Here is a 25933-nt window from a genome sequence, read left to right as displayed (position 1 = left end):
AGCCATATTCCCATTCTAGGGAAAGTACTTGCCGCGGGTGGTGACCATTACCGCGTCGCGATCGCGAATCAACGCTTTAGCTGCACGCTCAACGCGATAGCCAAAAAAGAGGGGGCGAATCTCCTCGGGCGCTTCCACCTGAGCGACAAGATTCAAAAATCGCTCCACCTCTGATTCGGTGATGTTGCTTTTCACTTCCCCGAGTACCAAGATTGGTCGCCCTGCCACCTGACCCCGAATCACTAAATCAAATTCATACTCCCCATTGCCCAGGGGGAGGGTGTCGCGGTCACAGAACTCAATTTCCATGCCCCAGCGATATTCCAGAATCTCTGGCACCACCTCAAGGGCGAGGTCTTCCAGCGACCCACCCAAGGCTTCACTAAGGCCGCCGACTTGGCGTGCGAGTTGTTTGACCGCTCTCTCGGTGCGCTCTTGGGCTGCCGCCAGTTGATCCACTCGTTCCTCTGTTCGTTTCTGAGCTGCCGCCAGTTCTTCTACCCGTTCTTCCGTCCGCTTCTGCGCTTGAGCGAGTTCTGCAACAGTGAGAGTCAGTTGATCCACCCGTTCTTCCGTGCGCTTCTGGGCTTGCGCCAGATCCGCGACAATCGCCTTTAGTTCGTTAAAGTCTTTGGCCTTCACCAAGTCGTCATAGGCCTCACGGATCACTTCCGCCAGTAGGTGCGCTTGTTCTGGTGAGAATGCCGTCCGTAGCTTTTCTTCAAGTGCAGAGGTCATAGATAATTATGGTTCAGAGAGGAGAGGCATCATTATTTTTGAGACAACGGGTCTGCTTTACTATCCTTTGTAAAAGTCATTAACTTTTCTGAAGTTTTCTTTCATCTTTTCCCCAACACTGCTTAATATAATCAACACATCGGTATTCTTAAGCACACCTCTTACTTAAGGATAGCTCCATATCTCAATTGGTTTTATTGTCAAATATCGCTGGTTGCTGCCGGAGTAGGACGAAACTTCGGTGGGGGTAGCAGCTCGGAGGCTAAATATGATGACATCAGATCGCGGTTTTAGTGGCGGGGGAACACCACAGTTTACAGAAACGCTTCAGCCAGAACGATTACTCCAGCAACTCAGCACTTCAGGAGGCACAGGTTGCTTCAGGGTGAGCGTTCAAGGGCAGCAGTGGTTTCTCTACTTTGATCAGGGAAGTATTGTCTATGCTACCCACACGATTGAACCGGGCGATCGCTTTGAGCGCCATTTGCGGCAACTCAGCCAAAGTGTTCCTGCCCTCGATCGCGAGTTACGTGCCCAAGTCCGACAGCAATGGGAACAGGCCAACACCCCCACCCCGATCTATGAATATGAGAGTCTGCGCTGGTTGCTTACTCAAGACATCATTACCCCAGAGCACTTCAGCCGCCTAGTCGAGGGGCTAATCGTTGAAGTCCTAGAGTCGTTTTTATATCTCAAGAGCGGTCACCATCAACTTGTGCCCTATGTTGAAGTGCCAATTGTCAGCCGCTTTGACGCCACCCGACTGATTCAGCAGTGCAAATCCCGAATTCAGCAGTGGCTCAGCCTTGGCCACAAAATTGTCTCGCCTTTTCAGCGCCCCTACTTCTTTAGTGGTGCGCAAGTCAATTTAACCCCAGAGCAGCAGCAACGCTTGGGGTCGATGTTGCGGGGGTTTAGCTTCCGCCACTTGGCCGTGCTCATGAACCAAAATGAAATTGCCTTGGTGCGTAGCCTCTTACCCTTGATTGATAAAGGAGCCGTAGTCGTTCGTGAGCCGCAACACCCCTTTGATTTGCTGCCCAGTTTTGATGCCAGTTTGTGGCAGGAAACCACGCCTACCGTTACAGAGGAGAGTGGCGATTTGGGCAGTGGCTTTTTTACCTCAAAAGTGCCAAACCGTATTTATCGGATCATCTGCATTGACGATAGTCCGACCATGCTCAATGAAATTAAGCGGTTTTTGGCGGATGATGCCTTTGAAGTCATTGCCCTCAATGATTCTGTAAAAGCCCTGATGGAGGTGATGCGCCTCAATCCAGATCTGATCCTGCTGGACGTGGGGATGCCCAACATTGATGGTTATAAGTTTTGTAAAGTCATTCGCAACCATGAACGCTTTAAGTCAGTGCCGATCATTATGGTGACGGGTAACACGGGTCTCATTGACCGCGCTAAAGCCCGCCTCGTGGGAGCGACGGACTATATGACCAAGCCCTTTACTCAGGCGGAACTTCTCAAAATGGTGTTTCAGTACTTGACGTAGTACAGGCAACCTGTGGGCAGTATATTGACAGTAATCGATTATTTGAATTGACATTTGGGAGATGACATGACGACGGTTTTAGTGGTGGAAGATACCCCCTCGGAAATGGCACTGATTACCTCGTTTCTTAAGGACTCTGGCTATACCGTCATTGCGGCCACCGATGCCAAGGAGGCTCTAGAAAAAGTCACGCAGTACAAGCCCGATGTGGTGGTGACGGATGTGGTGATGCCAGGGATGAGCGGCTTTGAACTCTGCCGCAGTCTCAAGAAAAATCCGGAAACAGAAAAGCTCCCCATTGTTGTCTGCACGTCGAAAAACCAAGAGCTAGACCGCCTTTGGGCAATGAAGCAGGGGGCAGATGCCTATGTCACGAAGCCCTTCAGCCGTGAGGATCTACTGCGGGCACTGAAGTCGGTGGTGGTGTAGCGATGCTTGGGGCAGCACCTTGGTTGAATCATGGTGAAGGGCGGGGCGATTACCCAAAGAGTACGCTACGCGATCGCCCCCAAGGGGCGCCCTATTTGCGTTTGGTTATCCACGACCAATTCACGGCATTGCTGCCGATGACTGAGATTCAGCAGGTGTTGGTGATCCCACCGCAACAGCTCACGGTGATTCCCAATATGGCCGCAGTGGTGATGGGACTGCTGAACTTTCGTAACCGCATTGTTTGGGTACTGGATTTAGCCCACTTGCTCAACTTGGAGCCACTGGATGCGGATATTTCGGTGTTGACGATCGCGTTGCTGCACACCCCCAAGGGATACCTAGGATTGGCGCTCAAGGAGGTACGGGGGATCGTCCGTCTTCCCGAGGGAGCCATTCAATCGCCTGTGGGTACAGTGAGCGCGGCGCTGGTTCCCTACCTCAAAGGCTGTTGTCGCTTAGGAGAGGAGTTGTTCTTTATCCTTGATGGGGCAGCGATCGCCGAAAGGTCTTGCGCAAGTGTTCTTGCTGTTGATGTCGGATAGCACTGCTGTTAATGCTGTTAGGATGTGCCAACAATGACCACTGCCAAACCCTCCCTTGATATTCCTCCTTTGCCACCGTCGGTATTGAACTACCAACTCCCTCCCCTAGAGGAGAAAAAAGCCACAACCAACGGCAAATCCCCTGAGCAACCTGCATCCCCACCCCCCCCACCCCGCAAATTTTGGGGCTTACGTCCGAAACTGATTACCAGTGCCGTTGCCCTTGCAACACTGCCGATGATTGGTGTGGGCTTGGCGGCAAATGAAGTGGCGCGTCAACAACTGATGGAGCAGGTCTTGCAGCTCCAGCAGCAGGAAGCCAGTAGCGCTGCGCTCCAATTTGATAACTATCTGCGCGATCGCCGAGGGGATGCGCGCGTCTTGGCTTCGGTTTTGAATAATCGTTATAGCAGTGAAATTCAGCAGCGCGATCGCGCCCAACTGCAAGCCGTTCTCGATCAGTTCCTTGATGCTTACGTGGCCTACGACAGCGCCGCGATCATTGCCAACAATGGCCAAGGAACGGTTATTGCTCAATCCTCAGCGGGAAATCGTCTCGCCAACAATATTCTCCAAAATCAAGAGTACTTTAAGCTCGCGATCCAAACGCGGGGCGCGGTTTTAACCGTTGAGCCAACGCTGTCACTGCCAGAACGCCCCTTGGGGATGTTTTTAGCGGTACCGCTGATTAATCCTCAAAACCAGCAAATTATAGCGGTGCTGCGGTTGCGGGTACCCAAAAGCAGTATTCAGCAATTTCTGAAAACCTATGATCGCACTCAGCAGGAGAGTTTTTACCTCGTAGAGCCGGGGGGAACGATCTTTGCTGCCTCTATTCCAGCATTGCAGGGTAAACCCCTAGAGGAAGTCTTTCCCAAACTGGCTCAGTCTAGGGACAATACCTCAGCAAGTACGCTGACAGAACGGCGCCGCTCTGATGGCGAGTCCCAAATTCTCAGCTACACCACTGTTTCCCAACCCTTTGCCTCCATTGTCCTCGGCACCGACCAAGACTATGCCCTTAAACCCCTACGAAACCTGACATGGACACTCCTTTCGGGGGTGGTGGTGACGGCAATTGTGGCGGGGGCGATCGCCATCTACCTCAGCGATCGCGGGATTCAACCCCTGCTGCGAGCCACCAAGGCGGTGACGAAAATTGGTGAAGGGGATCTCCAAACCCGTCTGCCGGTGGAGGGGGATGATGAACTGGCAACCCTCAGCCGCACGATTAACCAGATGGCAGAACAGTTGGAACAATCCCTGATAGAAGCTCGACTGGCTGCCCAACGCGCCCAACAGTTACGTGATAGTGTCTTTCGTTTGACCCAGCAGAGCGATCGCCAGCAAATTCTCGATAATCTGGTCAATGAGGGGCGCCATCTTTTGGGGTGCGATCGCGTGATCTTCTATGAATTTGACGAGAACTATGTCGGCAAAGTCGTTGCCGAGTCTGTAGCCGTCGGCTGGCCCCAAGCCCTCGAACAGGTGATTGACGATCCCTGCTTCCGTCAAAATTGGGTTGATGCCTACACCAAAGGGCGCGTGCAAGCCACAGCAGACATTCTCAATGCTGGTCTGACGGAGTGCCACCTCAAACAACTTGCTCCCCTGAAGGTGCGAGCCAACTTAGTCGTTCCCGTGTTGGTGGAGAAAAAACTGGTCGCGCTTTTAATTGCCCACCAGTGCAGTGAGCCGCGTCAGTGGCAGCAGCCCGAAATTGATGCTTTCCTCCAGTTGGCCAACCAAGCCGGACTGGTGCTTGAGCGCAGCAAATTCCTTGAGCAGACCACCGCTGCCCAAAAAGAAGCAGAACGCCTTGCCCAAGAGCAACAGCAGCGTACGGAACGCATTCAAATGCAGTTGATTAACCTGCTCACCGAAGTCGAGGCGGCCTCCCAAGGGGATCTGACGGTACGGGCCGACATCACCGCCGATGAAATTGGTACCGTTGCCGACATCTTCAACTCCCTCATTGAGAGTCTGCGGGACGTGGTTGTCCAAGTGAAAGCCACCACAGAAAAAGTGAACACCGCCCTCTTGGCGGATGAGACAGCCATGACAGAGTTAGCAGAAGAATCGCTGCGGCAAGCCAAGAAGGTGAAGCGGATGCTGGAAGCGGTTGAGGCGATGTCCACCTCCATTGAATCCGTGGCCAACAGCGCCAACGAAGCGGCAGAAGTGGCTCGCAAAGCTTCAGAGCGAGCCGTGACCGGTGGTGAAACCATGGATGCCACCGTTGATAGCATTCTCCACCTGCGGGAAACCGTGGCCGAAACCGCCAAAAAGGTGAAACGCTTGGGCGAATCCTCGCAACAGATTTCCAAGGTTATTTCGCTGATTAACCAGATTGCCCTACAAACCAACCTCTTGGCCATCAATGCCAGTATTGAGGCTGCCCGTGCCGGTGAAGAAGGCCGCGGCTTTGCTGTGGTTGCCGAAGAGGTGGGTGAACTAGCGGCGCGATCGGCAGCGGCCACCCGCGAAATTGAGCAAATCGTAGAAACAATTCAGCAGGAAACTCATGAGGTGGTGAGTGCCATGGAAACGGGTACGGCTCAGGTGGTTGAAGGCACCCGCCTTGTGGAGGTAACCAAGCAAAATCTCCAAGAAATTGTGCAGGTGTCACAGCACATTGACGAACTGGTGCAGTCCATTTCCCAAGCTACTGTCTCCCAAGCCCGCACCTCCAACACCGTCAATACCCTCATGAAAGACTTTGCCAAGGTCTCTGAGGGGATGTCTGCTACGTCCAAGCAGATTTCTGAGTCTTTGCAAGCCACCGTGGACATTGCTCAGGAACTCCAAAACTCCGTCAACATCTTTAAGGTGACTGCTGAGGGATAACCATGCCCGAACCCGGCGTTGAGGAAACGATTCGTCTCCAGTTCCTCGAGGAGGCTCAGGACTACCTGCAAACCATTGAAGCAGGGATACTGGAACTCTCCCACCAGCCGGGGGTGATTGATGCTGTACTGCGGGCAGCTCACTCCATTAAAGGGGGGGCAGCGATGATGGGCTTTATGTCCCTCAGTGAACTGGCGCATCGCCTTGAGGATTTCTTCAAGGTCTTGAAATCGCGCCCCTGCGACGATGTTGAAGTGCAACACCTCCTGCTCAAAGCAGTGGATCAACTGCAAGCAGTCATTACCCTCCATCGCCAAGGGGTTGAACCCAATGAGGGCTGGTGGCGCACCCAAGTCGAGCCAATTTTGGATGAGTTGCAGGGACGGCTGGGAGATCCCACGGCGGAGGATGATCTGGCGCTCCTCAGTGGTGATGATGGCCAGCAGATGCGGGTGGTGCTCTTTGAAACCGAGGTGGAAGCCTGCCTACAACGCTTGGAAACTGTTCTGCAAACCTCCGGCCAACCCTGCCTCAAGGAGGAGCTGGCGATCGCCGCCCAAGAACTGGAAGGCCTCGGACAAATGCTCGAACTGCCTCAATTTGCTGAGTTTTGTGCCTCCGTCAGTGCCTATCTGGAGCAACCCAACTGTGATGTCAGCGAAGCGGGTGCCCACATTGTGCAGCAATGGCGCCGCTGTCAAGCCCTCGTGATTACTGGTCAACTGGAGGCTCTGCCCACCCGCTTGGAAATCCCGGAAACCGATGACGAGGATCAAACCATTATTGATTTATCGCTGGCCAACCTCAATCAAGAATTAGGGGTCGAGGACTTTGCCAGTGCTGAAGTGGGGGCCTTCTCCTTGGGTGATTTATTGTCCCCCCCACCCACCCCTACAGCAGCCCCTTCCCCTGCGCCAGAGGCTGAGACCACCCCAGTAACTCCCCAGCCCCAAGAACCCAAGGAAATGACCGTGCGGGTGCCGGGGCATCAGTTGGATCAACTGAGTGATCTGATGGGGGAATTGCTCATTGAGTGTAATGGTCTGGATTTACAACGGGAGCGCCTCCATGATCTGCTAGTGGGTCTCAAGCAAAAAGTGCGTGCCCTTGAGCGTGCCAACTTTCGTCTGCGCGCAGAGTATGACCGTGTCAGTGCCCCCCATCACTTTAATCCCCAAAATCAGCATGGCTTCGATGTTCTCGAGTTCGATCGCTATACCGATGTGCATCTGCTCTCCCAAGAGGTGATGGAAACCATTGTCCAAGTACAGGAAATCACCAGCGATTTGGAATTGAGCCTAGAGGACACTGAACGCACTGGCCGTGATCTCAACCGCACCGCCAAGCAACTTCAAGCTCGGTTTACCCAAGTGCGGATGCGCCCCTTTGCGGATCTGGCCAACCGCTATCCTCGCCTAATCCGCGAATTGAGTCGCGAGCATGGTAAAAATGTCAACTTAGAGATTGAGGGCAGCCACGTTCTCATTGACCGCACGGTGTTGAGTGTGTTGGCGGATCCCCTCTTGCACCTTGTCCGCAATGCCTTTGATCACGGAATAGAACCCGCAGAGGAACGCCAAGCCCTTGGTAAGCCCGCAGCGGGAACCATTACCCTAAAGGCGGCCTATCGCGGCAACCAAACCGTCATTACTGTGGCGGATGATGGCCGAGGCCTAAATCCAGAGAAAATTCGGCAAACGGCACGGCGATTGGGCTTAGCCCGGGACTGGTTGGAAACCGCGAGCGATCGCGACCTTTGGCAACTGATTTTTGAGCCGGGCTTTTCAACGGCCTCACAGGTGACCAGCCTCTCCGGGCGTGGTGTTGGCATGGATGTAGTGCGCACCAATCTGCGGCAAATTCGTGGGGACATCCAGATCCACAGTACCCCCGGCCAAGGCACACGATTTATAATTACAATTCCCTACACCCTCTCAGTGGTACGGGTGCTCTTGGTGGAGGCCGCTGGCATGCTCTTGGCGGTACCCACCGAAGAAATCGAGGAAATGGTGCTGGCCGATCGCTACCCGCCCATCGAAACCCTTGGCTCAACCCTAATTGACTGGGAAGGCTATCTCATTCCTTTAATTGACCTCACCCAGATTTTCCACTTTCAGCGCCCCTATCGTCCTGTGGAAATGGAGGGCGCACCCACAATTAACGAGCCAACCCTGATGATTATCAGTCAAGGGGACAGTGCCCTTGCCCTGCGGGGCGATCGCTATTGGAGCGAGCAGGAAGTCACCATTCGCCAAGTCGAAGGCGAATTAGCCCTCCCCCAAGGCTTTAGTGGCTGCACAATTTTAGGGAATGGCCGCATTGTCCCCCTACTCGATCCCCTTGCCCTCTTTGATTGGTCAGAACAAGAGAGTTCTCATGCCCCTGTGGCTAGCCCCGTTGCCCCTAGCCAAGACACCGTCCTTGTGGTTGATGATTCAGTGAACGTGCGGCGTTTTCTCGTCAGTACCCTTGAAAAAGCCGGCTATCGGGTTGAGCAGGCCAAAGATGGTCAGGAAGCCATTGATAAACTCCAAGGGGGGCTACACGTCAACGCTGTTATCTGCGACATTGAAATGCCCCGCCTCGATGGATTTGGCGTCCTCACTCAAATTCGCCGCATTCCCCAGTGCCAAAACACCCCCGTCATGATGCTGACCTCCCGCACGGGTCAAAAACATCGCCAGCTTGCAGAACGCCTAGGGGCAGCCGCCTACTTTAGCAAACCCTTCCGCGAAAGTGACCTCTTGGCCACCCTTGATCAGTTGATCCGCCATGCTTAAAAGCCGCCGTCGCCGCCAAAGCCAACCCGTTGTTTTAGAGCAGTTCCTGACCTTTATCGTGCGTCAAGAGCAGTTTGCCGTGCCCATGGCACAGGCCTATCGGGTCATTCCTTTACCTCCCATTCATGGCGACCCCCACCAGCGGGGGATTGGCCTTGTCACCTATGAGAATCACGAAATTCTAGTCATTGATATTGGCTGCTGTCTCTTTGATGATCCCCTCTCAACCTCAGAAACCCAGAAGCTGAAATTTTTGCTCATTCTCCAGCCTCGCTTAGAAGGGGAATGGCTTGGCCTGCCCCTCACAGAACCCCCCGTGATTGAGCGCATTCCACGGGATGCCATTCATCCCATTCCCAGCAACTATCTCCACTGGGGGAGTATTCACAGCGTCAGTTCCCTCATGGTCAGTAGTCAAGAAGATCAGGAGCTACCCCCGATCTTTATCGTTGATATTGAGCAGGTTCTGCACACCCTAAAAACGCGATAACCTGCCTGCATTTCTAGATGGAGGCGCACCAGCCATGAGTACGCTGTATGAAACCGACTTTTATAGCTATTCCAATAGAGAATGAGATATCATCTAGCACAATACTTGCGAATCACCTCATCCATAGAACAGTTTAACCCTGCATACATCCGCGCTCGCTTCAGCGCACTGAAGTCGTGCTCAATCACATTCAAATCAAGAGAGTATTTCGGTAAAAATAACACCTCGTGACCCGCCGCTTTCACCACTGCCTGAATCGCCTCTTTCGGATGAATCGGTGCATTATCCATCATCAACAACGACGGTCTCTTTAACGTCGGCAAACAGTATTGACTCAGCCAACTCACAAACCCTAACGCATTCAAATATCCTGAAAACAACATTGGGGCTATGAAGTCTTTCTGGTGTCTATACCATCCTGCGACTCAACTCTCTCTTTTCTGACGCTTCCCCGCTCGCTCTCCATCAATTCGTTGGCCTCGCGCTGACCACCCATACTCAGACTCCACTCGATCGCTGGGCACGGTCGATTAAACGGTCATCGGGATGGGCAGCAACATCCGCTGCTAAGGCCGCTCAATCCAGCTTCCAAGGACGACGGGGGACAACCGTGGGGGCTAAGTCGCCTCGCTTCAGCCAGCGATGGATGGTGGCGCGGCTCACCTGAAAAATTTGAGTCGCTTCACTGATTTTGCCACCTTGCTTGATATAGGAGACAACCCGCTCTCGTCAGTCCAAGCTATAGCTCATATTCTTGAGTAACATTCATGACGCTTTGAGTATAGCCTATCCCTCTTGAAAATATCTCATCTCCTTTCGAAATGGCTATACGAAAAAGAATGACGCGATCGGAGGTGATTCTCTGGCAGCATCTCAAGGGCAAGGAGATGAATAGCTATGATTTCGATCGCCAACGTCCTATCGATGAATACGTTGTTGACTTCTACTGCAAAAAGCTGAAGCTAGCGATCGAAGTTGATGGCTCATCCCACGATAGCGAAGAAGCTCAAGAGCAAGACCGCTACCGTCAGCAAAGGCTTGAAGCCTTAGGGGTTCGATTCTTGCGGTTTCGAGATGAAGAGGTGCGCCACAATGTTGAGGCAGTCCTTGAGGCGATCGCAACCTAGATTAAGGACAACGCTCCCAAAACTCCCCCTCTAGGGAGGGATTAGGGGTGGGTCTGAGTTGGGCTGACTACGGACAGGGATGCGAAGGGAATCCTTGCCCTGTAAATTTCTGCGTGAATCTCATTTGTGACCTCTGCCCATCAGACTAAGAAGCCTCCCATGGCTCTCTAGTTCTCCTCATCCCAAACTGACGTGGGTGAGATGATGTGTTCGTGCTAAACGCTAGCCGAATCAGCGTCAATCCCTAGAAGGGCACCTCATCTAGGTTAATATCTTCGGGTTCGGGGGGTGGGGGCGCCACTTTCGGTGTCATAGGTGCCGTGGCTGCGGGTGTGGCCATTGGGGTTGCTGCGGGCTGGGCGGGATGATCCACAATGTTGCCGTCAACGGTGTAGAAGCGGCTCACTACCAACTCGGCACGTTTTTCTTTGAAACCTTCGGGGCGGTCAATGGTGTCCATTTTTAGCCGGCCTTCGAGGATCAGGCGATCGCCCACTTTGCATTCTGCCTGCATTTTTTGCCCCAAATTGCCCCAAGCCACTGTTCGCAAACTCATGGGTGGCTCTTCACTGCGCAGGCTAGCAAACTGCACCACCATTGTGGCCACCGCCATCTGATTTTCTTGGGTGTAGCGCAGTTCTGGCGCTTGAATCACTTCTGCAAAGAGGACGCAACTGTTCATCTGATCGGCTTCCAACAGGTCGTGTTCTTTCCAGTATAGTCCCAACGGCTGCCGCGACAAGGCCACAGGATCAATACAGCGCGACTCTGGGGTTCTCCCTAGCACAGACGGCTGTAGCCAATTGTATCTTCTTATACTATCATATAGTTAATTAGATAAATTTACAGAGGATACGGTTATGGCACGGGTGGTTGTCCTTGGGGCAGGCATCGGCGGGTTGTCCACAGCCTACGAATTAAGGCACCGTTTGGGCGATCGCCATCAAGTGGTCTTGGTCTCCGATGTGAATCGCTTTACATTTATTCCGGGACTAGTGGCAGTTGCCCTTGGACACCATTCCCTCGAACGCCTGCAAGTGCCCCTAGGGATCGTGAGCCGTCGCCATGGGTTGCAATGGGTGCAAGGCAAAGTTCAGCAGATTGACCCTAAAGCTAAGAAAGTCTATTTGCCTGAGCAAACCCTTGACTACGACTATTTAGTGATTGCCACAGGGGCAGAACTCGCCCTCGATTTGATTCCCGGCCTTGGCGTTCACAGTTATTCCGTGTGTACCCCCGCCCACGCAGTTGCCGCCCATCGAGCATGGCAAGCATTCCTCAAAGACCCCAAGGATTTAGTTGTGGGTGCGGCGCCGGGAGCCAGTTGCTTTGGGCCTGCCTATGAATTTCTGTTTTTGGCGGAGTATGCCCTGCGGCGTCATCGGTTGCGCGATCGCGTCAAGATTACATTCATTACTCCTGAACCCTACATTGGCCATCTGGGGATTGGCGGCTTGGCCAACAGTGATCAACTCACCCTAGACCTGATTGCACAGCGGGGCATTGAAACCATCACGAATGCCGAGATCACGGCCATTGAGCCGCATCGGATTTTGTTGCGGGATGGACGGGTAATCCCCTTTGGCTACAGCATGATTTTGCCACCTTTTCGCGGGCCAGCCTTTGTGCGTGCCTCGGGTCTTGGCAATGAAAAGGGATTTTTGCCCCTGCTGCCCACCCTTCAGCACCCCGACTATCCTGAAATCTATGGGGTCGGTATTAGTGTTCACCTGCCGCCGATAGAAGTCACCCCTGTGCCTATGGGCTTGCCCAAGACGGGTCAAATGACCGAGGAGATGGCGATCGCCGCCAGCCACAATATTGCTGTTGCCCTTGGGGAATTAGCCGCTGACCCTGTAGTGCCGACCCTCGATGCCCTCTGTTTTGCCGACTTTGGCGACACGGGTATTGCCTATATTGCCGCTCCTGTGATTCCTGAGACCCTCGGGCAGAAGCGCCGCTTGGCCTACGCCATTCAAGGATTGTGGGTGAGTTGGGTCAAGGCCGCCTTTGAACGCTACTTCCTGCTGAAAATGCGATGGGGGCTAAGTGTTCCTTGGTTTGAACAGTGGGGACTGCGGCTCTTCTTTGGCCTTTCCCTTGTGCGTCCCCTTCACCCCCCCCTAGTTTCCAAGCAGCAACCGTTCGCAAAAGTTTGATATGCAACCGTTAACAACACTGACAAGGAGTAATTTTTATGGCGCGCCTCTTTCTCATGGGTCTGTTGATGGTTTGTCTATGGCTCAACAGTTCCTCAGCCACATTGGCCAATGTGAATCCCGATGAACTGGGGAAAGCCGTAACCGCCATTGAACAGTTGGATCAAATGCGCATTGGCCTTGCCTCTACTTTAGAAGGAAGTCCCACGGAACCCACCCTTGACACCTTTAAGACTGTTTGTGCCCCCGTAGGCAAGAAAGCGAAGGAAATTGCTGCTGCCAATGGCTGGCAACTGCGTCAGGTAGCCCTCAAGTACCGCAACCCCAACCATGCCCCGCGCACAGCGCTGGAAGTGCAAGCCCTCAATCGCTTTGATAACAATCGTCAACTCCAAGCCTTTTGGCAAACGGATGCTGCAGGGGTGCACTACTTCCGTCGCATTGATGTCCAAGCCAGTTGCCTTGCCTGTCATGGGGCGAAAAATCGGCGGCCTGCCTTTATTCAAGAAAAATATCCCAGCGATCGCGCCTATGGCTTCCGTGTTGGTGATCTGCGGGGCATGTACGCTGTGACGATTCCGCAAATTCAACAGGCACTCCAAACCTCACCCTAGGGAGGAACTTCAATGAAACGTTGGCAGCGTTTGTTACTTGTGATCCTGCTCGTCATTCCCCTGTGGCTAGCGGTGTCCCCCAGTAGCCCTGCCATGATGCGCACCATTGAAGAGGCTCCCAATCAAGTGGTGGTGCAGTCGCGGCATCAGTTGCGCGATAATCGTGGCTTCACGTGGCAGGTGATTCTCTTTTCCCGTCGTGACCAGTTGCAATTACGCTTGGTGGGGTTTCCCGAGCAGTACCACTTTCGCCATCCCGATCCCTTGGTGCTGATCACATCGAGCGGTCAAACCCTCACAGCCGTAGATGACTTTCCCAAGGCAGACTCCGTTGCCAATGTGGGACAGTTTGACCTGTTGCCCCTCGCCTCGCAATTGCCCAAGAGTGAACCTTTGGTACTGCGTCCGCCCCTAGAGGAGCAGGGGATTGAGATTGCTGTGCCTGCGGCTGTGGTAATTGAATGGCACGCTCTGAGGGAGGGAGCCTAGGAACGGGGGCTGATGGGCATAGGTGTTCCGAGGGCAAGGAGCAGGGCTTGGGCTTTGCTCAGGGATTCTTGCCATTCCCGCTGTGGATCACTGTCGGCCACAATACCGGCGCCCACCTGTCCCCAGGTCGTCTGGCGATCGCCTGCCACCAACAAGGTACGGATGAGGATATTCAAGTCCAAATGCCCCCGCTGATCCCAGTAGCCACAGGAACCGTAGAACAAATTGCGGGGAAAGGGTTCCAGAGCCGCCAAAATCGCCATGCAGCGCACCTTGGGACAGCCAGTAATCGTGCCGCCGGGAAAGAGGGCACGGATCACATCCACAGGAGACAGCCCCGGCTGCAACGTGCCGCGAACATTGCTCACCAAGTGAATCACATGGCTGTAGTACTCCAGCGTTAGGAGTTCATCCACCACCACACTGCCCCACTGGCACACTCGCCCCAAGTCATTGCGCTCTAAATCCACGAGCATCATGTGTTCTGCCTGTTCCTTGGTATTGCTGAGAAGTTCCTCGGCCTGGGCGCGATCGCCCGCTGGGGTTTGGCCGCGCGGACGGGTACCAGCAATGGGTCGGGTTTGCACCCTATCTCCCTGCACTTGCACCAAGCGTTCCGGTGAGCAACTGACAATGTAGCCCCAAGGGGTCTGCCAAAAACTGGCAAAGGGAGACGGGTTAATCTGCTGCAGCCGCAGGTATTGTTGCCAAGGATCAACGCGCCCGTAATGGCAAAAGCGGGCCGACAGATTGGCTTGAAAAATATCGCCAGCGCGAATATGGCGGAGAATCTGCTGCACCGCTGCTTGGTAGGTATCGGGTTGCCAGCCAGCGGCTAGTTCAATGCTGCCGGGGCGATCGGGCACCCAGAGAGATGGCTCAGGGGGTGTTTCCGCAAGCGCTTCTTGCAGCGCTGCCAGTTGGCTAGGGGTCGAAGCCGCCAAGTAGAGCAGATCTTCCTGATGATCCAAGACGGCGAAGGCTTGGGGTTCATACCAAAAGGCCACTGGAAAAGGGAGAGGATCAGGCTTCAGAGGCGGCAGGGCTTCAATTTCCCACGCCAACTCATACCCCAGCCATCCCAACCAGCCACCAGTAAAGGGCAGATGGCGCACCGCTTCAGGAACCGCTTCACATTGGGGAAAGCTTTGTAGCGTCGGCAGGACTTGACCCAAGGAGAGTGGCCACTGGCGATCGCGCCGTGGGGAACCCGCACAAATGGAGTAGCGCGCTTGGGAGGTGGGGGCTTGGGCTGGACTTTCGAGGAGGACGGCAATCGGCTCCGCCAAAAATAACTGCTGAAAAACGGCGCGACCCGTGCGACGCCGCAGCGGCAAACAGCACCATAGCCACGGCTGACAGGGGAACATCAATGGTGTGTCACCCCCAACCAACCCAAACGAACCAACCAAAATAACCCCATGCCCCCCAGAGCCAACCAATCTCGCCGCTGCAGTCGCAGATGGTGCCAGGGATTATCGTAGGCTCCCGGTTCTTGAAAGCCCCGCACCTGCATCGCACAGGCCACCTGTTCTGCCCGCAGGAGTAAATTGTCCAACAGCCGTACTGCTAAGGTGAGCCACAACTTGATGCTGCCCTTAATGCCCACCAGTCGCCAATTGATGGCACGCGTCCGCACTGAGCGGCTCAGGTTTTGCACCTCTTCTAAGACCAAGGGAATAAACCGCAGCGACAGCGTCAAGGTCAGGGCAATTTCGGCCACCGGCAGCTTAAAGCGTTTCAGGGGCTGCATCAGATTTTCCAAGCCAGCGGTGACTTCCTCAGGGGCAGTGGTGAGCAAAAACAGATGCGTACTGTAAAGGAGCGTAAACAGGAGGGTACTCAGGCGTAACCCCAAATCCAGCGATCGCTGGGAAACTTGCAGATGAATCGGAAACTGACCCACTTGGGCACGAAACTGCCACAGGATATAACTGTAGCTCGTGGGCGGAGCGGTGGCTGCCAAAGGGCGGCGGGGTTGATAGGTGACCGCCATCCCATCGGGCATCAAAGCCGTGATGACTAGAATTAAACTCCCCACCAAGAGGAGCCACAGCAGTTGCCGCCGCCACACCCGTGCGGGAATCCCCCCTAGGAGGGTCAGGAGAATTAAACTGGCCACTAGCCCCAACCGCCAACTGACATCCGCCAAAATAGGTGCCAACAGAAACGTCATCAACCATGCCAACTTAACCCGCGGATCAAGGCGGTGCAGCCAAGTCACAGGTTGTTCAAGGTATAGCCCCAAAGGGAGCGATCGCAGGAGATCCATGGAAAATAACTAGTTCTTCTCCAGTTCCCGCCGCAGGGCTTCCAACTCTGGATCGTAGGCAGGGGTGCTGCTGGGTGACAGTTGCGGGTTGGCCAATTCTGCCTTCAGCCGTGCCAAATCGTCATCCACACTGCCGGCTTCGAGGGCGGCAAACTTGGCTTCGAGGGTATCGCTATTGAGTTCAGCCACGGCTTGGGAGCGAGCCTCCATTTCCTGAACCCGTTCCTCCATGCGCTCAAAGGCGGCCATGGGGGCATTGGTGTTGAGGCTGCTAAAGGTTTGTTGCAGTTGCTCTGAGGCCTTGGCTGCCCGTGCCCGTGCCACCAGCATTTCTTTGCGGGTTTTCGCTTCCGCAATCTTGCTTTCAAGCTGCTGCATTTGTTTTTTGAGGGCTTCCACTTGGGTCACAGACTGCTCCAGTTGCCCTTTGAGAGCCATGGCTGCATTCAGTGCTGTTTTTTTGCGACTCAAGGCCTCAAGCGCTAGTTGCTCATCCCCATGTTGCAGGGCAATTTTGGCACGGCGCTCCCACTCAGCCGCCTGCTGTTGATGTTGGTTGAACTGTTGCTCTAACCGCTTTTGGGAGGCGATCGCTTGGGCAACGGCTTGCCGCAGGGTCACCAGATTGTCCTGCATTTCAATCATGGTCTGCTCAAGGATTTTTTCGGGATCTTCAGCAGCACCCACCAGCGCATTGAGCCAACTGCGAACCACACGGCTGACGCGATCAAACAGTCCCACAGCGTTATCTCCCTATTGGTTCCTTATCTATAGCAGTATGCCACTTTCCTTAGACCCTTTGGCCACGAGTTCCAAAAACGGTCGCTACCCTAGGCTTAAGCTATAGTAAAATCATCAGAATCCTGATCCTACTCTAGTGATGTCTGCTTCTTCGGGGCGACCTTCAGACGCCTTTGATAAACACGGTTTTCTCAGTCGCTACGCCCCAGCCATGATTAATCAAAATAGAGCTGATCAAATGCTGGCAGACTATGCCAAAGGGCGGCGTGACTTTCGGCGACTGGATTTGCGCGGTGTCACCCTAGAAGATGTGAATTTGGCGGGGGCAGATCTCAGTGGCTCGGATTTAAGCAATGCCACACTGACCAACGTGGATTTGACCAATGCCAAGCTGATTGAAGTTAAGCTGATCAATGCTGAACTGACGGCTGTGCAATTGCGCCAAGCCAACCTGAGTCGCGCCAACCTGCGGGGTGCCACACTGACCCACACGTCTTTAGCCACGGCAACCCTGCGGGGAACAGTCCTGCCCAATGGCCGCTGGTCCGATTAGCTAAAGCTGGTGCAAAAAAGCTTGCAGCCGTTGCCAAAAGCGCTCCATCTCCGCTGGTGTGCCAATGGTGACCCGAATTCCGCCAGCGATCGCCCGTACAAGAGTCCCCTGACGCCGCAAGGCATCACACAGGGGCTGGGTGTATTGCGGTTCCTGCAAGCGGAAAAAGACGAAATTGGCCACACTCGGCCATACCCGCAGTTGGGGGCAACCCTGAAGCCGTTCATAGAGGCGCTCCCGCTCTGCTAGCACCGTGGGAATCTCTGCGAGCAACGCCGGCCGATGGTCAAGGGCAACTTGCGCCGCCACTTGAGAAAACGTAGGCAGGTTATAGGGCAGACGAACCTTTTCTAAAACCGCAATCACCTCGGCATTGCCAATGGCGTAGCCCACCCGATGGGCGGCGAGTCGAAAGGCCTTGGAAAACGTACGCAGAATCAACCAGTTGGGATGCGCTGCCAAGTCCCCCACCAGTGTCTTGCCCGAAAATTCAAAATAGGCCTCATCAATCACCACTAAAATGTCCTCAGGCAGCTGCCGTAGCCAGTCCACCTCCGCTGCGGTTAGAGGGTTCCCCGTCGGCGAGTTGGGTTGCAGCATAAAGAGAACGCGCACGGGGGGAGTCGCTTGGGCAATGAGGGTATTGGCTTCAGCAATTTCCACGGCAAAGGTGTCAGGATCGCGGGGCGATCGCTGGACGGGAATCCCTAGGGTTTGGGCGAGGATCCCGTATATGGAAAATGTCGGTTCTGCCACTAGGATAGAACCGTAGCCCCCGATCGCAGTGGCCAGTAAAATCGAGCGAATTAGCTCATCGGAGCCGTTGCCCACCGCAATTTGGTGTGGGGAGATTTCAGTTGGGCTGTGTTCACTGACATAGCGGGCGATCGCCTGCCGCAAAGGCCAATGATGACTGTCAGGATAGCGATGACTGGCGAGGGTGCTGACATACTGTTGAGCTAACGCCTCCTTAAGGGCAGTGGGCAAATCCCACGGAAACTCATTGGTATCGAGGTAATCCAGTTCTAGGGGTAGGGAGTCGCTCGTGGGGGTGGAGTAGGCGCGGAGGTTGCTCAGTTCTGGACGAAGAAACGTCGCCATGCCAAGACGGTATAAAGGGATTCAACTATAATAACACTGAGCTTTTTGCCCTAATTTGCTGCCAGCCCTGACACTCAATCTTCATCTTTTGATTACGTAGAGGCGAATGTTCCTATGGCGCGTACCGACTTCAAAGATTACTACCAAATCCTCGGGGTCAGCAAAAATGCCACGGATGCCGAAATTCGGCAAGCCTTTCGCCGCCTCGCGCGCAAGTATCACCCCGACTTAAACCCAGGGGACAAAGAGGCAGAAGCTCGTTTCAAGGAAATTAACGAAGCCCACGAAGTGCTCTCGGATCCGGAAAAACGACGCAAATACGATCAATTTGGTCAGTATTGGCAACAGGCCAGTGCGGCGGGTGCTGGTGGCTTTAATGTCAATATTGGTGACTTTGGCGCTGACTTTAGTCAGTTTGGCAGCTTTGAAGACTTTATCAACGAGTTGCTGGGGCGATTTGCCACCGGCACGACCACAGGGCGTACCCGCACTTGGAGCAGCGCTGGCTTTGATTCATCGGCATTTGGCGGCAGCGATGTTGATGCGGAAGTGCAAATTAGCTTCCAAGAGGCCTTTCAGGGCTGCCAGAAATCATTCGCCATTGGTAATGAACAGGTGACTGTGACGATTCCCGCTGGTGTTAAGCCAGGGACAAAGTTGCGGCTGCGGGGCAAAGGTCAATATAACCCCTACACCCAACAGCGAGGGGATTTATATCTCACGGTACAGGTGGCGCCTCATCCCCTCTTCCGCTTTGAAGAGGATCAATTGGTGATTGATTTGCCGATCACGCCGGATGAAGCTGCCTTGGGTGCTCAAGTCACGGTGCCGACGCCCTCTGGGACTGTGGTTTTGAATGTGCCTGCGGGCACGCGATCGGGGCAATCACTGCGGTTACGGGGCAAAGGGTGGCGCAGTAGTAGCGGCATTGCTGGCGATCTCCTTGCTAAGGTACAAATTGTGCCCCCCAAATCCCTGAGTGCCCAAGAAAAAGAACTCTACGAAAAGTTGCGATCGCTGCGCACCTTTAACCCCCGTGCCCATTGGCCGCTCTAAGTTAGGGAAATTGCCGCGATTTTACAGCTTGGCAGTAGCTCTTAAGGGCAGCGATCGCCTGAGTGCCCAAGTCGGCATACACCTTAGCAAAGGGGGGCACCTGTGGACTCAAGCCCAAAACATCTGCCGTCACCAACACCTGACCATCACAGTAGGGGCCTGCGCCAATTCCAATCGTGGGAATTTTCAGCTTGGCGGTAATCTGCTGTGCCAAATCCGCAGGAATATGCTCCAAAATGATGCCAAAGGCACCTGCTTCGGCCAGAGCAAGGGCATCTGCGAGAATTGCTTCTGCCCCCTGTGGCGTCTTCCCCTGTTGTCGCCATCCCCCCAACTGATGCACCCGCTGCGGCAACAGACCCACATGACCCAGCACCGGGATGCCGGCCTCCACTAAGCGCCGCGTTGCTGCCTGCACCACGGGTGAAGCACCTTCCATTTTCACTGCCTGTACATCTGCTTCTTTGACTAAACGCCCCGCCGATCGCAGGGCCTGCTCTGGGCTTTCGTGGTAGCTCAAAAAGGGTAGGTCACACACGAGGAAACTGTGGCTGACGCCCCGCCGCACCGCCTGCGCATGGTGAATCATCTGATCAAGGGTCACCGGCAACGTGGTTTGATAGCCAAGGGCAACCATACCAAGGGAATCCCCGACAAGGATCACATCCACCCCCGCCGCATCCAATAGCCGCGCCCACAGATAATCCCAAGCCGTGAGCATGGTAATTGGCTCTCCCTGCTGTTTTTTTTGCTGGAGTTGGGGTAAGGTTACGGGGCGACGCACCATAGTCAAATCCACGAGCTTCGTATCCCCATCCTCTAAAGGAACGCTCAAAACGTCAATTTAGCCACAGGCATAGAGTCTAGTGATATGATTGGGGCGCGATGTTAGCCACAATACGCATGTCTTTGCCTGCCTTTGTCGAAGCCCTATTAACCCCTGCTGCGTACCCCCATGCAGTGACCTCTCCCATTCAATTGCTGCAAACGCATATTTCCTACGTATTTCTGACGGGGGACTATGCCTATAAGGTGAAAAAGCCGGCGGATTTTGGCTTTTTGAACTTTACAACCCTAGAAAAGCGGCTATTTTACTGTCGGGAAGAGTTACGGCTGAATCGCCGTTTGGCGTCAGATCTCTACTTGGCGGTGGTGCCCATTGTGGCGGTGGGCGATCGCTATTTTGTGGCGGCTCCCCAAGACTTACCTGCGGGAGCTGAGGTGATTGACTATGCTGTGCAAATGCGGCAATTTGATCAGTCGCAACTGTTTTCGCACCTCTTTGCCGCCAACCAAGTCACCCCCCACCTAATTGAATCCCTCGGTAAAGAACTGGCTCACTTTCACCGCACGGCTGCCACCAGTCCCCACATTAGTGAATTTGGCTCCCCGCGGGCGATCGCCCAAGTGATTAACAATTGCCATGCCTTGGCAGCTCAGTTTGTCGGTCGCTGTCAATCCCCAGAGCAGTACGCGGCAATTCAAGCCTTTACCGATGACTTTTTGACGCGGCATCAGGAGTGGTTGGTGCAGCGGCAAGCCGGGGGCAAAATCCGCGAGTGCCATGGCGACCTGCACCTGAACAATATCTGTCTGTACAACGGCAGGGTGCAAATTTTCGACTGTATTGAGTTCAACGAAGAATTTCGCAACATTGATGTCATTTACGACGCCGCTTTTTTGCTGATGGATCTGGAGTTTCGGGGGCGCGGCGACTTGGCCAATCTTTTCCTCAACACCTACTTAGAGTGGAGTGGGGACTACGCTGGGGCAGTGCTGTTGCCCCTTTACCTCTGCATCAGAGCCTATATTCGCGGCAATGTGAACGCCTTGGCCCTCAATGATCCCGCCATTAGCGAGGCCGAAAAGGCAGACATCCAAGCCACAGCCGCCGCTTACTATGCCGCCGCCTATCGCTATACCCAACCGCGTCAAGCCAAGCTCTATGTCATGTGTGGTCTCTCCGGAGCAGGCAAAAGTACACGGGGGCGGGGTCTGGCTCAAGGGGAGCAGGCCATTCAAATCCGCTCCGATGCCGTGCGTAAGCACTTGGCGGGTTTACCCCTTGACCGCCGCAGCAGTGATTTCCCGCAGGTCGATCTCTATTCTGAGGCCATGACCCAAAAAACCTATGATCAACTCTTGGCCTATGCAGAATTGTTGCTGCGTCAAGGACAAACGGTGATTTTGGATGCCAAGTACGATCGCGTGGCGCTGCGCCAACCCGTGATTGCCCTTGCAGAGAAACTGCACGTGCCCCTAGAGATTCATTTCTGTAGTGCACCCCCGGAGGAATTGCGCCGTCGCTTGAGCGATCGCCAAGGGGATATTGCCGAGGCCACGCCCGATCTCATTGCTGCCCAAATGGCCAGTTTTGAATCCTTTTTGCCTGAGGAGGAACCCTACGTTCGCCATGTGTGTGACTAGGACGAGCGCGACTGATAATAGGAACAGTGCAATAGGACGGGTCTGATGTATCACATTGGTTTACTGGGGTTGGGCACTGTTGGTGGTGGTGTGGCACAAATTTTGGCGGATCCAGCGGGGCGCCATCCGCTGATCAAGGAACTGGCGATCGCCCAAGTGGGGGTACGGAATATCCATAAACCCCGCGCCATTGCCCTTGATCCGCAACTGTTGACAACAGATTTAGAAAGTATTGTCACCAACCCAGCCATTGATATTGTGGTGGAAGTCCTCGGCGGCATTGAACCGGCGCGATCGCTCATCCTCAAGGCCATTGCCCACGGCAAGCACATTGTCACCGCCAATAAGGCCGTGATTGCCCGTCATGGTGCTGAAATTTTTGATGCCGCCAATGCCCAAGGGGTCTATGTGATGCTCGAAGCGGCCGTGGCTGGTGGGATTCCCGTCATTCAAGCCCTGAAACAGAGCCTAGGTGCCAATCGTATCCACAGTGTCAGCGGCATTCTCAATGGCACCACCAACTACATCCTGACCCGCATGCAGCAGGAGCAAGGGGATTTTGCCCCTATTCTTGCCGACGCCCAACGCCTAGGGTATGCCGAGGCGGATCCCAGTGCTGACATTGAGGGATGGGATGCAGCGGATAAAATTGCCATTCTTGCCAGCCTTGCCTTTGGCGGACGGATTCGCCGCGAGGAAGTGTATTGCGAGGGCATTAGTGGCATCACTGCAGCCGATATTGTCTATGCCGAAAAGCTAGGATTTCGCATTAAACTGCTGGCGATCGCCCGCCAGCTCAGTGGCCAGCCCCTAGAGGTGCGCGTGCATCCGACGCTTGTGCCCCTTGAACATCCTTTGGCCGGCGTCAATGGCGTCTTTAATGCCATTCTTCTCGAGGCAGAGCCGTTGGGACAGGTGATGTTCTATGGCCCCGGTGCGGGTGCAGGGGCAACCGCCAGTGCTGTCGTGGCGGATTTAATCAACATTGCCGCCCTTCTGCCCCAAGGACGTGCCAGCCATCCCTTGCTCACCTGCCAGCATGATCAGTTTATGCCGCTGCTACCGATGGCAGAGGTGGATAGTCGTTTCTATGCCCGTGTCCATGCCCAAGATCATCCGGGGGTACTAGGAAAACTCGGCACCTGCTTTGGTAACCATAACGTTAGTCTGGAGTCCTTGGTTCAAATTGGTAGTCACAACGATCTGGCAGAAATTGTAATTGTCACCCACCATGTGCGCGAAGGAGAGTTCCGCCAAGCCATGGCCGAGATTGGCCAAATGACCGATATTGAAGCCGTGCCCTCGATTTTGCGCGTCCTCGGCACCTCCTAGGGATTGGGCTTGATCCCTGTTTTCCGCTCCAAAATTTCCTTAACCACGAGCGTCACAAGCGCTAGCAAACCAAGGATCACCGCTGCTGCGTAGGCCGACTCCGTGTTGTAGTTTTTGTAGGCGTCTTCAACAAAGAGAGGCAGGGTTTGCGTCAAGCCCGCCACATTGCCAGAGACAACTGCCACAGCACCAAACTCCCCCATCGCTCGCGCATTGGTCAACAGGACCCCATAGAGCAGCCCCCAGCGGATATTGGGCAGGGTGACTCGCCAAAAGGTTTGCCACTCATTGGCGCCTAGGGTTTTTGCGGCTTCCTCCTGCTCGGTGCCGATTTCTTCCAGGACAGGGATGACTTCTCGTGCCACAAAGGGCAAACTCACAAAGGCTGTTGCCAGCACCATCCCCGGAAAAGAGAAAATAACGCGAATATCTAAAGCTTGCAGCCAGCCCCCGAACCAGCCATTGCGGCCATAGACCAGTACCAGCATCAGTCCGGTAACAACGGGGGAGATGGAAAAAGGTAAGTCAATAATGCTAAGTAAAAGGGTGCGCCCCGCAAAGCGATGGCGGGCGATCGCCCAAGCGGCACAGAGGCCAAAGATCGTGTTTAAGGGCACCACCACCAAGGCAAGGGCAAACGTCAGCCACACCGCATGCAGAAAATCTGGCGCCAGCAAATTTTCCAGAAAGGGCATGACTCCCTTGTGAAAGGCTTGGAAAAGGACATTGGCCGCCGGCAGCAAAAGCACAAGGGCTAAGTAGGCGATGGCAATGACAATCAAAAGGGCATGTAGCCACGGCTTTTCTTGGGTGGGCGAGGGTTTAACGCTCCGCATAGCGCCGCCCCCACGCTTGCAGCAGATTAATCAGAAATAAAATCGCTAGGGACACCAAGAGCATCACCGTGCCAATAATGGTTGCTGCCTCATAGTCATACTGCTCTAAGCTCTGAAACACCAGCACTGAGGCAATCAAGTCCCGAAAAGGAGTGTTGGAGGAAATAATCACAATTGAGCCAAATTCTCCCACTGCCCGTGAGAAGCCTAGGGCAACGCCTGTGAGAATAGCGGGCATCAAAGGTGGCAAAATCACTCGCCAAAAGGTCTGCCCATGGGTAGCACCCAGCGACCATGCTGCCTCCTCCACATCCTTTTCCATTTCGGTGAGTACGGGCTGCACCGTGCGAATCACAAAGGGTAAGGAAATAAAGAGCATCGCCACCGCCACCCCCCAGCGGCTGAAGGCAATTCTGATTCCGAAGGGCGCTAGTAAGCTACCAATCCAGCCATTTTCGCTATAGACCGTTGCGAGGGTGAGACCCGCCACCGCCGTCGGCAATGCAAAAGGTAGATCCACGACAGCATCAAAGAAGCGCTTCCCCGGAAAGGAATAGCGCACCAGCACCCAAGCAATCAGGGTACCAAAGATGCCATTGATCAGCGCTGCGATGAGGGCAGTCACAAACGTGACTTCATAGGCCGACAGGGCGATCGCCCGCGTTGCCACCTGCCAAAAATGCAGTGGCCCAGCACTACTGGCACGGCTCAAGAGGGCAGCAATGGGTACAGCCAGCATCACGAGTAAGTAAAAGACCGTGATTCTCCAAACCCAAGGAAACTGCCAGCGCTGTTTCTGAGGAGAGAGTGACGGCGAAATGGGGTGGGTAGCGGTCATCAGGCTTGATTCTCCTGCTGAATTTGATCAAACAGGGCGCCATTAGCGAAAAATTGGGCTTGCACCTTCTCCCAGCCCCCTAAATCTGCCACGGTAAAGAGGGTGGGCACGGGTGGAAACGTCTGCTGATGGGCGGCAAGGACGGTGGCATCCACGGGTCGAAAACCATATTGGGCAAAGATCTCCTGAGCTTGGGGAGTATAGAGAAAGTCAATATAGGCCTGTGCTACCTCCCGTGTGCCATGTTTATCCACGTATTGATCCACAAGGGCGATCGGGTTTTCAATCAGGATATTCACAGGAGGAAGGATATAGGAAAGGGTCTTGCCCTTTTGGCGAGCCAAGATCACTTCATTTTCATAGTTGATCAGGGCATCCCCCTGTCCCTGTTTCAAAAAGGCATCAGTGGCTTCACGACTATCGCGGGGGAGAGCGGCCACATGGCGAAAGGCTTCAGTCACAAACTGCCGCGCCTGATCAAACGTTCCCCCTGTTTCCGTGACCGATCCCCACAGCGCAAGGAAGTTCCAGCGAGCCGCGCCAGAGGTTTTGGGATCGGCAGTCACAAATGTCACCCCCTCACGGGTGAGATCCTGCCAGGTTTGCAGATTTTTCGGGTTGCCGTCACGGGTAATCAGGGCACCGACAGAAGTGGTGACAATGCTGTTGTGGGGGGCTTGGCTAGCCCAATCGGGGCGAATTAACCCTGCTTTGGCAATGCGATCGACATCTAAACCAAGGGACAAGTGGACGATATCGGCTTCTAGGCCATCAATCACCGCCCGTGACTGACTGCCCGAGGGACCATAACTCGTTCGGAAGCGCACTTTTTGTTGATGTTCCTGTTCCCATTGAGCAGCAAACAGGGGCATAATAGCCTCGTGCGCTTTTTTAGTGACCGAGAACGAAGAAAGGGTTAGATTCACCTGAGCAGGGCGACCATCGGGCAGAGTGGCCTGAAATTGACAAGCAGCGGTGAGACTATTGAGACCTACCGCTAGTAAGAACAAGCTCAACCAAACCCTAAAACGCCGCCAATTGACCATTCTGCCATC

General features: G+C 54.4%; 24 protein-coding genes and 1 pseudogene. 14 read left to right on the top strand and 11 right to left on the bottom strand.

Going from position 1 to position 25933, the window contains the following annotated elements; translation table 11 throughout:
• Window positions 1-15: 15 nt before the first annotated feature.
• A complete protein-coding gene (locus RHP47_RS12820; protein WP_310840667.1) occupies window positions 16-738 on the bottom strand; it encodes a hypothetical protein in 723 nt (240 codons plus the stop codon).
• 268 nt (window positions 739-1006) lie between these two features.
• Between RHP47_RS12820 and RHP47_RS12815 the strand changes: the two genes are divergently transcribed.
• The 6 genes from RHP47_RS12815 to RHP47_RS12790 all read left to right on the top strand — a co-directional run bounded on the left by RHP47_RS12815 (window position 1007) and on the right by RHP47_RS12790 (window position 9333).
• Window positions 1007-2242, top strand: coding sequence for a response regulator (locus RHP47_RS12815; protein WP_310840665.1), 1236 nt, complete (start codon window positions 1007-1009; stop codon window positions 2240-2242).
• 66 nt (window positions 2243-2308) lie between these two features.
• Window positions 2309-2671, top strand: a complete 363-nt coding sequence (locus RHP47_RS12810) for a PleD family two-component system response regulator (RefSeq protein ID WP_149821479.1) — start codon at window positions 2309-2311, stop codon at window positions 2669-2671.
• 2 nt (window positions 2672-2673) lie between these two features.
• Complete coding sequence (locus RHP47_RS12805; RefSeq protein ID WP_310840664.1) at window positions 2674-3216, top strand: chemotaxis protein CheW; 543 nt, start codon at window positions 2674-2676, stop codon at window positions 3214-3216.
• A gap of 33 nt (window positions 3217-3249) precedes the next feature.
• A complete protein-coding gene (locus RHP47_RS12800; RefSeq protein ID WP_310840663.1) occupies window positions 3250-6063 on the top strand; it encodes a methyl-accepting chemotaxis protein in 2814 nt (937 codons plus the stop codon).
• Window positions 6064-6065: 2 nt separating this feature from the next.
• Entirely contained in the window at window positions 6066-8843 is a 2778-nt protein-coding gene (locus RHP47_RS12795) for a hybrid sensor histidine kinase/response regulator (RefSeq protein ID WP_310840662.1), read from the top strand.
• Complete coding sequence (locus RHP47_RS12790) at window positions 8836-9333, top strand: chemotaxis protein CheW (RefSeq protein WP_149821472.1); 498 nt, start codon at window positions 8836-8838, stop codon at window positions 9331-9333. Before RHP47_RS12795 ends, RHP47_RS12790 begins: the two co-directional genes overlap by 8 nt.
• 89 nt (window positions 9334-9422) lie before the next feature.
• Here RHP47_RS12790 and RHP47_RS12785 read toward each other — a convergent pair.
• A pseudogene (locus RHP47_RS12785) lies at window positions 9423-10041 on the bottom strand (transposase).
• A 131-nt stretch (window positions 10042-10172) separates the two neighbouring features.
• On the opposite strand from RHP47_RS12785, the gene RHP47_RS12780 reads away from it, so the two are divergent.
• Entirely contained in the window at window positions 10173-10460 is a 288-nt protein-coding gene (locus RHP47_RS12780; protein ID WP_310840660.1) for an endonuclease domain-containing protein, read from the top strand.
• 244 nt (window positions 10461-10704) lie between these two features.
• Here RHP47_RS12780 and RHP47_RS12775 read toward each other — a convergent pair whose 3' ends face one another.
• Complete coding sequence (locus tag RHP47_RS12775; protein ID WP_149821863.1) at window positions 10705-11142, bottom strand: single-stranded DNA-binding protein; 438 nt, start codon at window positions 11140-11142, stop codon at window positions 10705-10707.
• Window positions 11143-11320: 178 nt separating this feature from the next.
• On the opposite strand from RHP47_RS12775, the gene RHP47_RS12770 reads away from it, so the two are divergent.
• Genes RHP47_RS12770 through RHP47_RS12760 form a run of 3 tightly spaced genes read left to right on the top strand, consistent with a single transcriptional unit; the run spans window position 11321 to window position 13722 of the window.
• Window positions 11321-12619, top strand: coding sequence for an FAD-dependent oxidoreductase (locus RHP47_RS12770; protein WP_310840658.1), 1299 nt, complete (start codon window positions 11321-11323; stop codon window positions 12617-12619).
• A 38-nt stretch (window positions 12620-12657) separates the two neighbouring features.
• Complete coding sequence (locus tag RHP47_RS12765; protein ID WP_286625999.1) at window positions 12658-13233, top strand: DUF3365 domain-containing protein; 576 nt, start codon at window positions 12658-12660, stop codon at window positions 13231-13233.
• Window positions 13234-13245: 12 nt separating this feature from the next.
• Complete coding sequence (locus RHP47_RS12760; protein WP_310840657.1) at window positions 13246-13722, top strand: DUF3122 domain-containing protein; 477 nt, start codon at window positions 13246-13248, stop codon at window positions 13720-13722.
• Here the strand turns inward: RHP47_RS12760 and RHP47_RS12755 are convergent.
• The 3 genes from RHP47_RS12755 to RHP47_RS12745 are packed head-to-tail and all read right to left on the bottom strand — an operon-like array spanning window position 13719 to window position 16735.
• Complete coding sequence (locus tag RHP47_RS12755; protein ID WP_399381633.1) at window positions 13719-15194, bottom strand: anthranilate synthase component I; 1476 nt, start codon at window positions 15192-15194, stop codon at window positions 13719-13721. The two genes, RHP47_RS12760 and RHP47_RS12755, sit on opposite strands and share 4 nt — an antisense overlap.
• Complete coding sequence (locus RHP47_RS12750; RefSeq protein ID WP_310840655.1) at window positions 15092-15994, bottom strand: CbiQ family ECF transporter T component; 903 nt, start codon at window positions 15992-15994, stop codon at window positions 15092-15094. The genes RHP47_RS12755 and RHP47_RS12750 overlap by 103 nt, the downstream gene beginning before the upstream one ends.
• A 9-nt stretch (window positions 15995-16003) precedes the next feature.
• Entirely contained in the window at window positions 16004-16735 is a 732-nt protein-coding gene (locus RHP47_RS12745) for a PspA/IM30 family protein (RefSeq protein WP_206200417.1), read from the bottom strand.
• Window positions 16736-16973: 238 nt separating this feature from the next.
• On the opposite strand from RHP47_RS12745, the gene RHP47_RS12740 reads away from it, so the two are divergent.
• Entirely contained in the window at window positions 16974-17288 is a 315-nt protein-coding gene (locus RHP47_RS12740; RefSeq protein WP_286668785.1) for a pentapeptide repeat-containing protein, read from the top strand.
• Here the strand turns inward: RHP47_RS12740 and RHP47_RS12735 are convergent, their stop codons facing one another.
• Window positions 17289-18389, bottom strand: a complete 1101-nt coding sequence (locus RHP47_RS12735) for a histidinol-phosphate transaminase (RefSeq protein ID WP_310840654.1) — start codon at window positions 18387-18389, stop codon at window positions 17289-17291.
• A 114-nt stretch (window positions 18390-18503) separates the two neighbouring features.
• Between RHP47_RS12735 and RHP47_RS12730 the strand changes: the two genes are divergently transcribed.
• A complete protein-coding gene (locus RHP47_RS12730; RefSeq protein WP_149821452.1) occupies window positions 18504-19445 on the top strand; it encodes a DnaJ C-terminal domain-containing protein in 942 nt (313 codons plus the stop codon).
• Between the two features lies 1 nt (window position 19446).
• On the opposite strand, the gene panB is transcribed toward RHP47_RS12730, so the two are convergent.
• Window positions 19447-20232 (bottom strand): 3-methyl-2-oxobutanoate hydroxymethyltransferase, encoded by a 786-nt coding sequence (gene panB / locus RHP47_RS12725; RefSeq protein ID WP_190278113.1) that lies wholly within the window; start codon window positions 20230-20232, stop codon window positions 19447-19449.
• A gap of 116 nt (window positions 20233-20348) precedes the next feature.
• Between panB and RHP47_RS12720 the strand changes: the two genes are divergently transcribed.
• Both RHP47_RS12720 and RHP47_RS12715 read left to right on the top strand, forming a co-directional pair.
• Window positions 20349-21872, top strand: coding sequence for an AAA family ATPase (locus tag RHP47_RS12720; RefSeq protein WP_310840652.1), 1524 nt, complete (start codon window positions 20349-20351; stop codon window positions 21870-21872).
• 45 nt (window positions 21873-21917) lie between these two features.
• Window positions 21918-23204, top strand: coding sequence for a homoserine dehydrogenase (locus RHP47_RS12715; RefSeq protein ID WP_315863443.1), 1287 nt, complete (start codon window positions 21918-21920; stop codon window positions 23202-23204).
• Here the strand turns inward: RHP47_RS12715 and cysW are convergent.
• The 3 genes from cysW to RHP47_RS12700 are packed head-to-tail and all read right to left on the bottom strand — an operon-like array spanning window position 23201 to window position 25924.
• Window positions 23201-24040, bottom strand: a complete 840-nt coding sequence (cysW, locus tag RHP47_RS12710; RefSeq protein ID WP_286649720.1) for a sulfate ABC transporter permease subunit CysW — start codon at window positions 24038-24040, stop codon at window positions 23201-23203. The genes RHP47_RS12715 and cysW overlap by 4 nt on opposite strands.
• The gene (gene cysT / locus RHP47_RS12705) at window positions 24027-24878 is read right to left on the bottom strand and encodes a sulfate ABC transporter permease subunit CysT (protein ID WP_310840651.1); all 852 of its coding nucleotides are present in this window, start codon (window positions 24876-24878) and stop codon (window positions 24027-24029) included. The genes cysW and cysT overlap by 14 nt, the downstream gene beginning before the upstream one ends.
• Window positions 24878-25924, bottom strand: a complete 1047-nt coding sequence (locus RHP47_RS12700; RefSeq protein ID WP_310840650.1) for a sulfate ABC transporter substrate-binding protein — start codon at window positions 25922-25924, stop codon at window positions 24878-24880. The genes cysT and RHP47_RS12700 overlap by 1 nt, the downstream gene beginning before the upstream one ends.
• Window positions 25925-25933 lie beyond the last annotated feature (9 nt).

This window comes from Thermosynechococcus sp. QKsg1 (assembly GCF_031586415.1).
In the GTDB taxonomy this organism is placed as follows: Bacteria; Cyanobacteriota; Cyanobacteriia; order Thermosynechococcales; family Thermosynechococcaceae; genus Thermosynechococcus.
Note: the sequence above shows the minus strand (reverse complement) of the source record. Positions and strands in the feature narration are given on the sequence as shown.

Excerpts from the sequence above, each read along its gene's own strand:
- RHP47_RS12820 (WP_310840667.1), bottom strand. The coding sequence starts at position 738 with ATGACCTCTGCACTTGAAGAAAAGCTACGGACGGCATTCTCACCAGAA.
- RHP47_RS12815 (WP_310840665.1), top strand. The coding sequence starts at position 1,007 with ATGATGACATCAGATCGCGGTTTTAGTGGCGGGGGAACACCACAGTTT.
- RHP47_RS12810 (WP_149821479.1), top strand. The coding sequence starts at position 2,309 with ATGACGACGGTTTTAGTGGTGGAAGATACCCCCTCGGAAATGGCACTG.
- RHP47_RS12805 (WP_310840664.1), top strand. The coding sequence starts at position 2,674 with ATGCTTGGGGCAGCACCTTGGTTGAATCATGGTGAAGGGCGGGGCGAT.
- RHP47_RS12800 (WP_310840663.1), top strand. The coding sequence starts at position 3,250 with ATGACCACTGCCAAACCCTCCCTTGATATTCCTCCTTTGCCACCGTCG.
- RHP47_RS12795 (WP_310840662.1), top strand. The coding sequence starts at position 6,066 with ATGCCCGAACCCGGCGTTGAGGAAACGATTCGTCTCCAGTTCCTCGAG.
- RHP47_RS12790 (WP_149821472.1), top strand. The coding sequence starts at position 8,836 with ATGCTTAAAAGCCGCCGTCGCCGCCAAAGCCAACCCGTTGTTTTAGAG.
- RHP47_RS12780 (WP_310840660.1), top strand. The coding sequence starts at position 10,173 with ATGACGCGATCGGAGGTGATTCTCTGGCAGCATCTCAAGGGCAAGGAG.
- RHP47_RS12775 (WP_149821863.1), bottom strand. The coding sequence starts at position 11,142 with ATGAACAGTTGCGTCCTCTTTGCAGAAGTGATTCAAGCGCCAGAACTG.
- RHP47_RS12770 (WP_310840658.1), top strand. The coding sequence starts at position 11,321 with ATGGCACGGGTGGTTGTCCTTGGGGCAGGCATCGGCGGGTTGTCCACA.
- RHP47_RS12765 (WP_286625999.1), top strand. The coding sequence starts at position 12,658 with ATGGCGCGCCTCTTTCTCATGGGTCTGTTGATGGTTTGTCTATGGCTC.
- RHP47_RS12760 (WP_310840657.1), top strand. The coding sequence starts at position 13,246 with ATGAAACGTTGGCAGCGTTTGTTACTTGTGATCCTGCTCGTCATTCCC.
- RHP47_RS12750 (WP_310840655.1), bottom strand. The coding sequence starts at position 15,994 with ATGGATCTCCTGCGATCGCTCCCTTTGGGGCTATACCTTGAACAACCT.
- RHP47_RS12740 (WP_286668785.1), top strand. The coding sequence starts at position 16,974 with ATGCTGGCAGACTATGCCAAAGGGCGGCGTGACTTTCGGCGACTGGAT.
- RHP47_RS12735 (WP_310840654.1), bottom strand. The coding sequence starts at position 18,389 with ATGGCGACGTTTCTTCGTCCAGAACTGAGCAACCTCCGCGCCTACTCC.
- RHP47_RS12730 (WP_149821452.1), top strand. The coding sequence starts at position 18,504 with ATGGCGCGTACCGACTTCAAAGATTACTACCAAATCCTCGGGGTCAGC.
- panB (WP_190278113.1), bottom strand. The coding sequence starts at position 20,232 with ATGGTGCGTCGCCCCGTAACCTTACCCCAACTCCAGCAAAAAAAACAG.
- RHP47_RS12720 (WP_310840652.1), top strand. The coding sequence starts at position 20,349 with ATGTCTTTGCCTGCCTTTGTCGAAGCCCTATTAACCCCTGCTGCGTAC.
- RHP47_RS12715 (WP_315863443.1), top strand. The coding sequence starts at position 21,918 with ATGTATCACATTGGTTTACTGGGGTTGGGCACTGTTGGTGGTGGTGTG.
- cysW (WP_286649720.1), bottom strand. The coding sequence starts at position 24,040 with ATGCGGAGCGTTAAACCCTCGCCCACCCAAGAAAAGCCGTGGCTACAT.
- cysT (WP_310840651.1), bottom strand. The coding sequence starts at position 24,878 with ATGACCGCTACCCACCCCATTTCGCCGTCACTCTCTCCTCAGAAACAG.
- RHP47_RS12700 (WP_310840650.1), bottom strand. The coding sequence starts at position 25,924 with ATGGTCAATTGGCGGCGTTTTAGGGTTTGGTTGAGCTTGTTCTTACTA.